A 13,566-nucleotide genomic window follows, 5' to 3' on the forward strand; every position below is an offset into this window, starting at 1 on the left:
CAAAAATCAACGGTAAGTAAGTTGTCACTAAAATTTAGCTGCAAGTGCCAGGTTAACAACTGTTCCCTCATACACCCTATAAACAGCGCTGGAGCGACGCTCATACAATTCAGTTTCCAATCGTGCCGAAAACCATTTTGGACCAGAATAGATAATGACCAATGGGCGCCATCGCTGCCACTTTTCACCCCGCTCTTCATACGTTGTTTGATTAATGTAATCTTGCTCTGAATGCAAAAAATCAGCCTCTAAACGCCAGCGATCTGATAGCTGCCAGCGAGCACCAACAGAGGTATTCCTTACCTCTGTTGGTGTTTCAATTTCCTCACCAGCAGCTGGTTGGTTAAGATCAAATCCCAAAAGCAATGACAGTTTGGAGCGAGGCTTCCACATCCACCGCACATTGGCCAGAAGACCGGTATCGCTATTAATGTCACCTTCGCGCTCAAATCCTGCCACTCCAAGTGAAATCTGATTTCGTTCACTCATTTTCCAATCAAGGTCATACTCAATTTCACTAAAATCAAAATCAATAATATTACCCTGAATATTCATACCCGTTTTATATGAGCGCTCCCCTTTTGTAAAAGAGAGGTTATGCTGTAATTTCTGTGATTGAAACATAGTTATTTCTACAACAGCAGCTGGCTGCTCAAAATCCAAAATCTCCCGTTCATAAGCGCTGTGATTTTGTTTAATATTCACACCACCAATCCAGACAGAAAGCTTTTCGCGAGAGCCATAACCAACTCTGGCAAAATACTCATTTCTGGTAATTATGTCCTTTTCTTTATACTCCAATGGATCAACCGCATAAGCATCCCTTGTAGCATTAGCATCAAATAAAATTTTTTTTGCCATCTGCCCTTGCCAATTAAACTCTCCTGTTGCATAAGACGAATCCAAACTTTTGTCAGTTTCGTAATCAAGTTGATTAAATTGCAAAATGGCAGAAATATTCTGTTTACTAAATTTTTGATCAGCATTTACTTTTAATGCAGCAATCTTAATCGTTTCATCTTGCTCAACTTCAGAGCGTGAAAAGTTACTATCATAAAGCGCGGAGTATTCAGCTCTCGCGCTTATATTCCCAGCATTAACTTGTAAACTTAACAACGCTACACTTGCCAGTGACAACCATCTTAAAGAAGCCAAACAGAATGAAGTATTGCTTCGTAAAAAAATTAGCAACCTAACATAACTGTTAGTAAGCGTTGGCATTCACGAACCCTTTGAAAATAGTTTTCCACAAGATTTTTATATCCAGCATTACCGACCAATTGCGAATGTATTCAAGATCATAAGCAATACGACCAGACATCTTGTCGAGTGTTTCTGTTTCACCACGAAACCCATTCACTTGTGCCAAACCAGTGATGCCCGGTTTCACTTTATGGCGCAGCATATAGCCCTTAATTTGCCCACGATAAAATTCATTGTGCGCAACCGCGTGTGGACGCGGCCCAACAAGCGACATGCTGCCAGAGATCACATTAAATAATTGCGGCAACTCATCCAATGAGGTTCTACGCAAGAAGTTTCCATATGGCGTAATGCGCGCATCTTGTTTTTTAGCTTGGGCGACATTAGGGCCATCTTCACAAACAGTCATGGAGCGAAATTTCCACACTTTGATTTTTTCACCGCCCATTCCATAGCGAGTCTGTTTGAAAAAAATGGGCCCTGGCGAAGTAATTTTTACACCAATGGCAACAATCAACATGGGAATTGCAAGTACCGCCAAAATTCCTAAGCCCAGCACTAAATCTTCCAAGCGTTTTGCCCAACCATTATCAACCAGAGGTGAATCATAAATACTTAACGCGGGAATCCCTTGTAAACAGGTCAAGCGAGAATGGAGCAGATCAAAACTGAATACATCGGGAATGACATAAGGCGAGACAGTTGTATCTGCAAGACGGTCAATCACTGAATGCATACGCAACTCAGCACGCATGGGCAACGCAATAAACACGATATCCAGCTTTCCATCATGTGCATCTTGATAGAGAGCATCCAAGCCTCCTTTTATTTCAATATTATTTCCAAACAAGCGACGACCAGCATCGTCATTAGGCGCGCGATCATCATAAAACCCTATCATTTTGTAGCCGAGCCAAGGCATTACTGACATGGAGTTAATCAGGCGCATACCCAATTCATTTGCACCAACAATAGCGACACGACGCGGTTCTGTAGGATTTGCACGCAGCTTTGCAAGAATTACCCGCCGCCCGATGTGCATTGCAATCATCACTACTGGTGTTGTGACTACCCATGTTGCTAGCGCCCACACACCAAGATCGATAAATGGATTTACCAATACAAACGCGAGAGAAATAAATAAGACTGTGGCAACCCACGCGAGCAATAAACGAATCGCCAAATCAGACATTGAATGTCCGCGCCACAAATAATACACCTCATTACTTTCGGCGAAAAAACCAAAAATAATAACGGTACTAATTGCAAACACAGTGTAAATATTACTCCACTCCAACCCCATAAAATTCAAGGGAAGCCAGAGCAAAAAAACGATAAGAAGACTATCAATAGCGCGAAATAAAGCGAGAATTTTCGAATGATGAAAACGAACGACAGGTGGTTCATTTGATAAGGTAACAGGGCTGACAACTGCCCCTTCGACCGATGGGTTACTCATACTACCTCCATGCAAGTTACTACGTAATACCAGCACATATCGGCCAGCGTGTATGATCAACAAGCTCACAGTACTCTGAAGGTACTTATTTAACTCTTCCTCAAAAATACTTAGCATTTATTAGGCCAATACCTTTGCCACCAAATACTTTCAGATCAGTTTTGAGCAAAATTTCAAATTTTTTTATTTTTCTGCGGACATTATGTAAACCATGTCGCGTTAAGCATTGTCACCTGAACTTTTGTGCTAAGTAGCCCAATTAAATCGCCCCAAGATATCGCAATAGATCACCAAAAAAGCCCACCATAATTATCAATTTCTGATGAAAACTAAAATTGTCGATATAATTTACATTTTCAATAAACAGACACTTTTCTAATGATGACTTTGAAATATCTCACAGGCTACACTGATGAAACCCTAACACAGGTTCAGCGACTAATAGATGACGGACGCTTGAAGGATGTATTGCTGAGACGCTATCCGCACACTCATGACGTGCGCACCGATTCTGCTCTTTATGAGTACGCCCAAAGCATCAAAGCCGAATACATGGGTAAAACCCAACCGCTAAGTAAGGTGAATTACGACAGTAAGATAAAGGTTATTCAGCATGCGCTTGGCCAGCATGACTACATCAGCCGCGTACAAGGAGGAAAATTAAAAACGATTAACGAAATCAAAATCGCCAGTGTGTTTCGCACCGCGCCAGAAGCATTTTTACGGATGATCGTCGTTCACGAGCTTGCACATTTCAAAGTAAAAGAACATAACAAAGCTTTTTATCAGCTCTGCCAGCACATGGAAGCTAACTACCACCAGTATGAATTCGATTTGCGCTTGTATCTCACACACTTGGATTTATTCGGGAAAATTTACAACTAACACAAAAACACAAAAACAAAGGGGGCTAAAAAATAGCCCCCTTTTGACTAACGAAAAAACTTAAATGATTACTGGCGGCGATAGCGACGCAGGCCTGTCAACACCAAGCCCATCATGCAAGCAAATGCACCAAGAGCACCCAACAATGGGATGGCAGATGCGGTGTGTGGCATTGCTGGCTCTGCAGCCTCATCCAGATCAACCACACTTGCAGTATTGCTAAGGTCAGGAACCATACCGAAACGATCTACGGGTACATATACAGTCAAGACAGCATCACGTGGAATTCTATGTATCGAGGTTGATTTGCCGTCTAACATGATTCGGAAATCATCGGGAATAGTTCTGGTTTCAAAAGTATCACCATAAGAACCGTCACTATGCTTAAACTTTAAATGTGCTTTACCACTGCGAATACTGATAAATTTCGCTTCACCCTCAACGTACTGCTTGCCATCTTTTTCTACAACGGATTTACACACACTGCCAATATTCGGGTATTTAGCCAGTGTATCCGCACTCCACACAACATCAGAACATTCAGCTGCCCACAGCGAGGAGCTGGATAACAGGGCAACACCTACAGCAGTAGAACGCAACATTGATGATAATTTCATAAGTAACTCCTTAACGTGGTTGCAGTGAAAGATCTTCCGTGGCCGTAACAATAAAGCGCTGCGGCGCACTTCCGACATAGTAAAAAGGGTAGCAAGTCACCAGGGTCAACTGATTGTTATCAGTTGGTCCCAGCACATCCACTTGTGTTTGCTCAACAACTTTTGTTTCTGTGACGGTAAAAAATCGTTTTCCCGAAAGGGTTTGCAAGGATATTTGATGCCCTTTCTTAATATCTTTCAGCCCACGAAAAAAGCTATCGCGATGCGCTGCAATTCCAATATTGCCACTTTCATTGATCATCGCAGTGTTTTCAATCCAACCAGCGCCGCGATTCAAATTGAAGTCCGATGTATTGTTATACACAGGAGCCAGAATATTCACGTTTTCTATCTGCAATAAAGCGATGGGAGTATCTTTATTGGTTTTTTGTATTTCATTAAATTGATTGATACGTTTTTGATTCCACAGCGACTTATCAATGGAATTTAATTTTTTGTCATCCAGTGCAAGCGATGAAGTATCTGGCTGATCCATGACGACGACAAATGAAGACGGAGCTGGATTTTCTTGCGTTTCATTTTGTGCCAACTCCAGAGCGGATTGAAATTGTGCAATCCCCTCTTGGGAGGCATGAACCTCCAAAGTTTTCATTGTCAGCGCATACCCCAACAAACCAACACCAAACACCCAACAGAAAGACTCCAGAGCACGATGAACCTTTGCTCCGGATTTTTTTTTGAAAAGCGCTTTTTTGATAGGCGCTTTTATTAAAGGCAATTTGTCGTGGGAAAAGCGATCCATTGCGATTAGTTCACTTTGATGTAAAGGATAGCCGTATCAGTATCAAAAAATACTAGACTATAAAACTTACGACGACACAACAAATCCAAACAAAAAAGGAAAAATGTCGCATGAATAATCTTTTTTAAAGTTTTTATTTCTTATTGTTTTTTTAAGATTTTTTTAAATATTTAAAAGTTTTATTAGCCTTTTAAGAAATCAAGCAGCAAGTCAGGCTTATCGGTAAAGACGGCATCGACACCAAGCGCTGTCATTAAACGCCAATCGTCTTCGTGATTTACCGTATAAACCCAGTTTTTTAAACCACGCTGCCGTGCATCCAAAATCAACTCAGGAGTAATAAAACTTAAATGGGTGTTGAAGGAGTAAGCCTCTAGCGGCACACAACAGGCGGAGTAATCGAGCGGAATCCCTTCTATTAATACGCCACGTTTTACTTGCGGCAATACCTGTAGCGATTGAAATAATTGCTGGTGGTCGAAACTGGAAACAAGGTATTGCTCGTAACTCCCCTGATACGAACTTACATAATCATCCAAAATTCGTTTCAAGGCAGGAACACAGTTTGCGCCTTTGATTTCAATATTAAGCAGCGCTTTATCCCCCACGAGTTCCAATACTTGCTGCAAGTTTGGAATGGGCTCACCGTTATCCAAGCGCTGCTCGCGCAAATAGCTCAATGAGTGATCAGCAATTAAACCTTCACCTGAAACCACTCGCCCCAAGCGACGGTCGTGAGTCACTAACAGTTCTCCCTCAATCTGAAATACATCAACTTCAACGGCATAAACGCCTAACTCCAATGCTCGTCCAATCGCTGCCAAACTGTTTTCAGGTAAAGCGGCATTAGCAAACTGCGGGCCGCCGCGATGGGCGATGCATAGTAATTGATCAGAAGATGGTAAGTTCATAAAGCACTCGTTCAGTCATTCGGCCGTTATAATGCCGGACGATAGTTAGTTGGAAATTTTACGGTCGCCGAAGTATGGCAGTCGTCCCTTGAATCATCAACGCAGGTATCAGTGTGGAAAGTTTTCCCCGTTTAGAAGAGTTTATTAGTCATTCAGTAGTATCAAAATTACTCGCTGTTGCCATTTGTATACTGGTCTTTTACTTAGCTGCCAAATTATTGAACAAGATTATTCACGATGTCAGTGTGCGCCGCGCACTGGGTGATTTGCGTGTGCTTTACATGACCCGCCTGATGAACATCGGCATGGTGTTCCTCTGCATAGTGGTGATGTGTTTGATTGTGGGATTAGGCTATAGCGAGATTTCAGTTTTTCTATCGTCTATTTTTGCAGTAGTTGGCGTCGCCCTATTTGCCCAGTGGTCGATTCTGAGCAACGTGACCGCCAGCATGATCATCTTTTTCGGCTTTCCCTATAAGGTGGGCGACCGCATAAAAGTGTTGGATAAAGATGATGATATGAGCGGGGTTATTGTTGAAATCAGCATGTTCCATGTCATCATGAAACGGGAAGATGGCAACTTGATCACCTACCCTAACACGCTGATTTTGCAAAAAGCTGTGTTAAAAATTGATCACCCCATCGTTGAGCCTATCGCCGAAAACGCAGAGGATTTGACTGCGCTGCCCAATGAGCAAATGCGTATGGATGAAAGGGTAAAAACCAAACAACACAGCTAGTGAACCTCTGAAAAATTAACAGCATAAAAAAACGGGCGATGAAAAATCATCGCCCGTTTTTTTATGTACAACTTTCGCCAATTGTTCAGCTCAAAACTAACACTTACTTCAGATCAAAACGATCAGCATTCATCATTTTCACCCAAGCCGCCACAAAGTCCTTAACAAACTTCTCGCGGTTATCGTCCTGCGCATAAACTTCAGCGTAAGCACGTAGTATCGCGTTGGAGCCAAATACCAAGTCAACACGGGTTGCCGTGAATTTCACATTGCCAGTGCTGCGCTCAACGATGTTGTAGCTGTTTTTGCCTGTCGGCTTCCATTGATTGGACATGTCAGTCAGGCTCACGAAAAAGTCATTGCTCAACACACCGATTTTATCGGTAAACACGCCGTGTTTGCTGCCACCGTGGTTAGCACCCAACACGCGCAAGCCGCCTACCAATGCTGTCATTTCCGGTGCAGTTAAGCCCATCAACTGAGTGCGATCCAACATCATTTCTTCCGGTGCAACACCGTAATCTTTTTTCACCCAGTTGCGGAACCCATCATGTACCGGCTCCAACGCAGCGAACGATTCTGCATCGGTTTGTGCTTCGGTTGCATCGCCACGACCAGCCGCAAAAGGCACAGTGATATTGACACCTGCATCTTTCGCGGCTTTTTCAACCGCTGCGGTTCCACCCAACACAATCAAATCGGCCATGCTGACTTTTTTACTTGCAGCAGATTGGATTCCAGCCAAGACGTTCAACACTTTTTGCAAACGTGCAGGTTCGTTACCCTCCCAATCTTTTTGCGGCGCAAGGCGGATACGCGCACCGTTAGCACCGCCGCGGAAATCCGAGCCGCGGTATGTGCGTGCGCTGTCCCAAGCTGTTGCTACCAATTCCGACACACTCAAACCACTGGCGAGGATTTTTGCTTTCAAATCGGCAACTTCAGCATCGCTCAAGGTGTAGTCCACGCTCGGGATCGGGTCTTGCCAGATCAAATCTTCTGCCGGTACATCACTGCCCAAGTAACGGGATTTCGGCCCCATATCGCGGTGCGTTAACTTAAACCATGCGCGCGCAAATACATCGGAGAAGTAGGCTTGATCATTGGCGAAGCGCTCGGAAATTTTGCGATATTCCGGGTCCATTTTCATCGCCATGTCTGCGTCAGTCATCAACGGCATACAGCGAATGGATGGGTCTTCAACATCTACCGGCTTATCCTCTTCTTTAATATCTACCGGTTGCCATTGCCATGCGCCCGCCGGGCTTTTGGTCAGTTCCCACTCATGGTTCAACAGCATTTTGAAGTAGCCGTTGTCCCATTTGGTGGGGTTGGTAGTCCAAGCGCCTTCGATACCACTGGTCACTGTGTCGCGCCCAATGCCGCGGGTTTTGTTGTTCATCCAGCCCAAACCTTGCTCTTCCACGTCCGCAGAAGCAGGGTCTACCCCGAGATTGGCTGCATCGCCATTACCGTGTGCTTTACCCACGGTGTGGCCGCCCGCCGTCAGGGCAACGGTTTCCTCATCATTCATACCCATGCGCTCAAAGGTGACGCGGATATCATGGGCGGTCTTAATCGGGTCAGGATTGCCATCAACCCCTTCAGGGTTCACGTAAATCAACCCCATCATCACCGCCGCCAAATGGCTTTCCAACTCGCGGTCACCGCCCTCTGGTGATGATGAATAGCGGCTGCCCTCGCTACCGCTTTTAGCCAACCACTCAACTTCACGGCCCCAGTAAACGTCTTTTTCGGGGTGCCAAATATCCTCACGGCCACCGGCAAAACCAAAGGTTTTCAAACCCATGGATTCATACGCCATATTGCCCGCAAGGATCATCAAATCCGCCCATGAGAGCTTGTTGCCGTATTTCTTTTTGATCGGCCACAACAAGCGACGGGCTTTATCGAGGTTACCGTTGTCCGGCCAGCTATTTAAAGGAGCGAAACGTTGGTTACCGGTATTGGCGCCACCGCGACCATCGGCAGAACGATAACTACCAGCAGAGTGCCACGCCATGCGGATCATCAAACCACCATAGTGTCCCCAGTCAGCTGGCCACCAAGGCTGGCTGTCGGTCATAAAGGCTTTAAGGTCGTTTTTGACGGCTTCCAAATCCAGCTGCTTGAATGCGTCTGCGTAGTTGAAATCCTCGCCCAGAGGATTGGTCTTGCGGTCGTGTTGATGCAGGATGTCCAGATTCAGAGCATTCGGCCACCAGTCGGTATTGGACTTGCCAGATGCCGTCATACTGCCGTGCATTACCGGGCATTTGCCTGAAGATTTTGCGTTGTTATCCATGAATCTCTCCTATCTATTACGGTTGCTGGTAACGAGTGGTTGATTGATTATCTAATCGGTCAATACGATGGTATCGACTGGATGAACTAACCTTAGCCCAACAACTTCACTCACACAAAATTTATAATAAATAACAACCTGATAGAATTTTATTATCAAAGATAAAAACCTCGCAGCGGCTAGGCGTGCAAGCCAACTTAATCCTCACAGATATTAAGAAAATCTTAGATATTCAGAAAAGATCATACAAAGCCATGAAAAAAGCCCCTGAAACTCTCATTTCAGGGGCTTTGCTTGTTGGAGGCTTGTACTGGATTAGAGTACCGCCACTATCGCCTTGGCCACATAGTCCATTTTTTCGTTGGTCAAACCGGCAACACTGATGCGGCTGGTATCAGTCATATAGATGCTGTAGTCATTTTTCAGTTTATGCACCTGCTCTACCGTGAGTCCTAAAAATGAGAACATGCCGCGCTCTTGGGCGATAAAGCTGAAATCGCGCGCTTGCTGCAAACCGCCCAACGATTCCACCAGATGGCTGCGCAAACCGGCGATACGCTCGCGCATTTGGGTCAGTTCGTTTTGCCACAGTTGGCTCAGCTCATCGCTATGCAGAATGATGTCCACAATCGTCGAGCCATGTGCTGGCGGCATTGAGTAGATAGCACGCGCCACGTTCAGCACTTGGCTAAATCCAGCGTCAGCTTGTTTGGTATCGGCAAAGACTAAACTCAAACTAGCTGCGCGCTCGCGGTACAGGCCAAAGTTTTTAGAGAAAGAGTTGGCGACGATCATTTCCGGTACGCGATTGGCGAGCATACGCAGACCGTAAGCGTCTTCTTCCAAGCCTTCGCCAAAGCCCTGATAGGCCATATCGACAAACGGGATAATGCCGCGCTCAACCAGCACATCGGCAACCTGATTCCACTGCTCGCGCGTCAGATCCGCACCGCTCGGGTTGTGACAACAAGCGTGCAGCAATACCAAATCGCCGCGCGGAATTTCATTGATGGTTGCCATCATCGCCGCAAAGTCGATGCTATGGGTCGCATAGTCATAATAAGGATATTCACGCAGCTTCAACCCGGCACTGCCCAGAAGTGGAATATGGTTCGCCCAGGTTGGGGTGCTCACCCACAAGTTCGCACCGGGTTTCGCGCGCTGAATTAACTCCGCCGCTACCCGTAAAGCGCCGCAGCCACCGGGAGCCTGCACAGTGCGCACACGGCCTGCCTCTACCGCTGCATGACCGGCACCAAACACCAAACGAGTAGCAACTTCATTGGCGCCCGGAACACCCGCAGGTGGGGTATAGGCTTTGGTGATGTCGCGCGCGATTCGCAGTTTTTCGGCCTCAGCCACCGCTTTCATGATCGGCGTTACACCGGCATCGTTCTTGTACACCCCTACCCCCAAATCCACTTTGTTCGGATTGGTGTCATTGGCGTAAGCGATACTCAACCCCAGAATGGGATCATTAGGCAGCAAAGGCAGGGCTTCAAACATGGCGGACTCCAAAGTCTTACAAGAGGACAAAAACAAGCTCGGCAAAAACAGGGCGCGATTATACGCCCGGTTGATGCCGATGCCAGTAAATTAGCCCTGTGGATATGGTAACTTGCGCAGCCATAAGGCCAGATATGAATCCAGCCGCGCCCAAATGACAAAAGAGACGCTGTATGACGCTTGATACGCACTTTGACTGGAAAATCGCCCCGGTAAACCGCGAACAGACCGCCGAGATACAGGCACGCATCGACCAAAAAACCAAACCCCTCGGCGCCCTTGGGCAGCTTGAACAACTCGCCATGCAAATTGCGTTAGTGCAAGCACGCAAACGCCTGAGCATTGAGCGGCCCTTAATGCTGGTTTTTGCCGCTGACCACGGCATTGCCGAAGAGGGAGTGAGCATCGCCCCCAGCAGTGTCACCCAACAAATGGTGCTGAATTTTCTGGCGGGTGGCGCGGCCATTAACTGCTTTTGCCGCACTAACCATATTCCGCTCAAGGTGATCGATGCCGGCATCAAACACGAAATAAAACCCGCCCCCTCTGCGCTGATTTTGCAGCGTATCGCATCAGGTACGCGTAATTTCGCTTATGAACCGGCGATGAGCGAACAACAACTGTTACAAGCGATAACACTGGGTAAAGAATTTGCCGAGGCCGAAATCGCCGCTGGTTCAAACCTGTTGGCATTTGGTGAAATGGGAATCGGCAACAGCAGTTCTGCTGCCGCGATTCTTGCAGCAATCAGCAAGGCACCTGTCGAGCAATGTGTGGGATTGGGCACGGGTATAAATTCGCAACAGCTGGAGAAAAAAATCCAACTGGTAGCACAAGGTATTGCGCGCATAAAAGACCAGTCGCCGTACAAAATTCTCGCGGAAGTTGGCGGATTTGAAATTGCACAAATCTGCGGCGCCATGCTCGCCACTGCGCAAGCCGGGCGATTGATTTTGGTAGACGGATTTATCGTCTCTGCCGCTGCGTTGCTCGCGGTAAAAATTAACCCCAATGCACGCGACTATATGATCTTTGCGCATGCATCCCATGAGAGCGGCCATCAACTTATGTTGCAATTATTGGATGCAAAACCCCTGCTGGATTTAGGTTTGCGTTTGGGCGAAGGCACAGGTGCAGCACTGGCATTGCCATTAATTCAAGCGGCAGTGAGTTTTTACAATCAGATGGCAACTTTTGAAAGTGCAGGCGTAAAGGTTTGAAAAACCAACTCAATTTATTTTTTCTTGCGCTCGGCTTTTTTAGCCGAATCCCCATGCCTGCATGGGTGGAATATTCACCGGAAAAACTTAATCAATCCAGCCGCTATCTAACACTTGTCGGATGGTTGTTAGGTGCGCTGGTCGCTGGACTATTTTTTTTATCGACAAAATTATTTCCCGAAACCATCAGCCTCTGGCTGGCGATGGGTTTTAGCTTGCTGCTCACTGGCGCATTTCACGAAGATGGTTTGGCCGATACTGCCGATGGATTTGGTGGTGCGTTCACGCGCGAAAAAAAACTGGCGATTATGAAAGACAGCCGCATAGGCACCTATGGCGCATCTGCATTATTAATGGCGTTACTCGGCAAATATTTATTGCTTATCGAAAACACCGACATTGTTATTGCGCTGCTGATTGCCTACCCCTTATCGCGCGCTACTGCCGTGAGTTTAATCGCAGACATGCAGTATGTAAGTGAAGAGGATGCCAGCAAAAGCAAACCTTTAGCCAATAAACTGGGTAAAACCGAATTAGCAATTTTATTGCTCACCGGCGTACCTGCACTTTTATTGGTGCCGCACATGACCGCCGTCTATTTGATCGTCAGTTTGTTGCTGGTGCGCACTCTCGCCAAACTTTATTTAAATAAACAAATTGGTGGATACACGGGCGATACACTCGGCGCAACTCAACAAATAAGTGAATTAACCATATACGGAGTGCTGCTCGCGATATGATCACACTTATCCTCGGCGGCGCTCGCTCTGGCAAATCCCGCTATGCGGAACAACTTGCGCAAGCAGCACAACAATCAGTGCTTTATATCGCGACCGCGACCGCATTTGATGACGAAATGCGCGCGCGAATTGCACATCACCAACAACAGCGCCCGGCCGATTGGCAATTGCTGGAATGCCCACTGGATTTAGCCGCAGCGTTGATTCAGGAATCGAAAAAAAATCAAACCATTCTGGTCGATTGTCTGACGCTTTGGTTAAACAATCAGCTATTCAATTCGCCGCAACAAAATTTTGAAGCACTGTTTAACGAGCTTATCCAGAGCGCAGCAGATGCAGAGGGCGATATTATTTTTGTCGCCAACGAGGTCGGCTTGGGTATCATTCCGCTGGGTGAGGTCAGCCGCACATTTGTGGATGAAGCAGGCCGATTAAATCAGCGAATCGCGCAAATAGCAGACCAGGTGTTTTTTATTGCGGCGGGCTTACCTTTGCAACTTAAAGCTTTGCAACTCAAAGGTGGAGACAATGGCTAAGCGCATCATCACTTTGATACGCCACGGCAAAGTCAACGGCCCAGCCGCTCTTTATGGCCATACCGATATTGCACTGAGCATATCGGGTGCAAATGACCTCACTCGCAACATTAAGCAGATTCATCAACATACGCCGATCACGCATATTCTTAGCTCGCCGCTTGAGCGCTGCGCAAAACCGGCTCAGCAATTATCCACTGAGCAGGGTTTGCCTTTGGATATCATTAATAATTTAAAAGAAATGCATTTCGGTGAATGGGATGGAATTCCTTTTGATGCGTTCGACGAACAGCAATGGCAATCACTCAATCGTTTCTGGGAAATGCCCGCAACAATCAAAGCGCCCAAGGGGGAATCGCTACAAGAATTTGCATTACGTGTTATCGACGTTTGGGAACAGACGATTTCAAAAAGCGCGAGCGAGCATCAGCTCATTATTTGTCATGGCGGTGTGATTCGCATTTTGATCGCGCACATTCTGGATTTGGATTGGCGCAACGCAGCGCTCTTCAAACAATTGCACATTGACTATGCGAGCCATACGCGTATTGAAATCGCAGACCACCCTGCCGCAGCACCTATTATCAAATATATAGGTGCAACAACGTTTAACTGAAAAGACTACTACCTCAGCTGGAAATA

Annotated in this window: 13 protein-coding genes; 6 read left to right on the top strand and 7 right to left on the bottom strand. The window is 46.3% G+C overall.

Annotated features, from left to right (window positions below):
- Positions 1-27: 27 nt before the first annotated feature.
- Together SPL68_RS10825 and SPL68_RS10830 are read right to left on the bottom strand one after the other, a co-directional pair.
- Entirely contained in the window at positions 28-1,221 is a 1,194-nt protein-coding gene (locus SPL68_RS10825) for a hypothetical protein (protein WP_323815154.1), read from the bottom strand.
- Positions 1,205-2,662, bottom strand: a complete 1,458-nt coding sequence (locus SPL68_RS10830) for an undecaprenyl-phosphate glucose phosphotransferase (RefSeq protein WP_323815155.1) — start codon at positions 2,660-2,662, stop codon at positions 1,205-1,207. The genes SPL68_RS10825 and SPL68_RS10830 overlap by 17 nt, the downstream gene beginning before the upstream one ends.
- A gap of 378 nt (positions 2,663-3,040) precedes the next feature.
- Here SPL68_RS10830 and SPL68_RS10835 point away from each other — a divergent pair, with 378 nt between their 5' ends.
- The gene (locus SPL68_RS10835) at positions 3,041-3,547 is read left to right on the top strand and encodes a YgjP-like metallopeptidase domain-containing protein (RefSeq protein ID WP_323815156.1); all 507 of its coding nucleotides are present in this window, start codon (positions 3,041-3,043) and stop codon (positions 3,545-3,547) included.
- Between the two features lie 68 nt (positions 3,548-3,615).
- On the opposite strand, the gene SPL68_RS10840 is transcribed toward SPL68_RS10835, so the two are convergent.
- The 3 genes from SPL68_RS10840 to SPL68_RS10850 all read right to left on the bottom strand — a co-directional run bounded on the left by SPL68_RS10840 (position 3,616) and on the right by SPL68_RS10850 (position 5,877).
- Entirely contained in the window at positions 3,616-4,164 is a 549-nt protein-coding gene (locus SPL68_RS10840; RefSeq protein ID WP_323815157.1) for a hypothetical protein, read from the bottom strand.
- A 10-nt stretch (positions 4,165-4,174) separates the two neighbouring features.
- A complete protein-coding gene (locus tag SPL68_RS10845; protein ID WP_323815158.1) occupies positions 4,175-4,816 on the bottom strand; it encodes a class D sortase in 642 nt (213 codons plus the stop codon).
- Positions 4,817-5,148: 332 nt separating this feature from the next.
- Positions 5,149-5,877 (bottom strand): glycerophosphodiester phosphodiesterase, encoded by a 729-nt coding sequence (locus SPL68_RS10850; protein WP_323815159.1) that lies wholly within the window; start codon positions 5,875-5,877, stop codon positions 5,149-5,151.
- Positions 5,878-5,990: 113 nt separating this feature from the next.
- On the opposite strand from SPL68_RS10850, the gene SPL68_RS10855 reads away from it, so the two are divergent.
- Complete coding sequence (locus tag SPL68_RS10855; RefSeq protein WP_323815160.1) at positions 5,991-6,617, top strand: mechanosensitive ion channel domain-containing protein; 627 nt, start codon at positions 5,991-5,993, stop codon at positions 6,615-6,617.
- 103 nt (positions 6,618-6,720) lie between these two features.
- Here SPL68_RS10855 and katG read toward each other — a convergent pair whose 3' ends face one another.
- Positions 6,721-8,922: a catalase/peroxidase HPI gene (gene katG / locus SPL68_RS10860; RefSeq protein WP_323815161.1), complete on the bottom strand. Its 2,202-nt coding sequence runs from the start codon at positions 8,920-8,922 to the stop codon at positions 6,721-6,723.
- A gap of 315 nt (positions 8,923-9,237) precedes the next feature.
- Positions 9,238-10,428, bottom strand: a complete 1,191-nt coding sequence (locus SPL68_RS10865) for an amino acid aminotransferase (RefSeq protein ID WP_323815162.1) — start codon at positions 10,426-10,428, stop codon at positions 9,238-9,240.
- Positions 10,429-10,601: 173 nt separating this feature from the next.
- Here SPL68_RS10865 and cobT point away from each other — a divergent pair, with 173 nt between their 5' ends.
- From cobT to SPL68_RS10885, 4 genes are read left to right on the top strand one after another with little or no spacing between them, the layout of a single operon-like run.
- Positions 10,602-11,648, top strand: a complete 1,047-nt coding sequence (gene cobT, locus SPL68_RS10870) for a nicotinate-nucleotide--dimethylbenzimidazole phosphoribosyltransferase (protein ID WP_323815163.1) — start codon at positions 10,602-10,604, stop codon at positions 11,646-11,648.
- Positions 11,645-12,388, top strand: coding sequence for an adenosylcobinamide-GDP ribazoletransferase (locus SPL68_RS10875; protein WP_323815164.1), 744 nt, complete (start codon positions 11,645-11,647; stop codon positions 12,386-12,388). The genes cobT and SPL68_RS10875 overlap by 4 nt, the downstream gene beginning before the upstream one ends.
- On the top strand, positions 12,385-12,924 hold the full coding sequence (gene cobU, locus SPL68_RS10880) for a bifunctional adenosylcobinamide kinase/adenosylcobinamide-phosphate guanylyltransferase (protein ID WP_323815165.1): 540 nt from the start codon (positions 12,385-12,387) through the stop codon (positions 12,922-12,924). Before SPL68_RS10875 ends, cobU begins: the two co-directional genes overlap by 4 nt.
- Complete coding sequence (locus SPL68_RS10885; RefSeq protein WP_323815166.1) at positions 12,917-13,540, top strand: histidine phosphatase family protein; 624 nt, start codon at positions 12,917-12,919, stop codon at positions 13,538-13,540. Before cobU ends, SPL68_RS10885 begins: the two co-directional genes overlap by 8 nt.
- The last annotated feature ends 26 nt before the right edge of the window (positions 13,541-13,566 follow it).

Source organism: Cellvibrio chitinivorans, from assembly GCF_035117775.1.
GTDB lineage: Bacteria > Pseudomonadota > Gammaproteobacteria > Pseudomonadales > Cellvibrionaceae > Cellvibrio > Cellvibrio chitinivorans.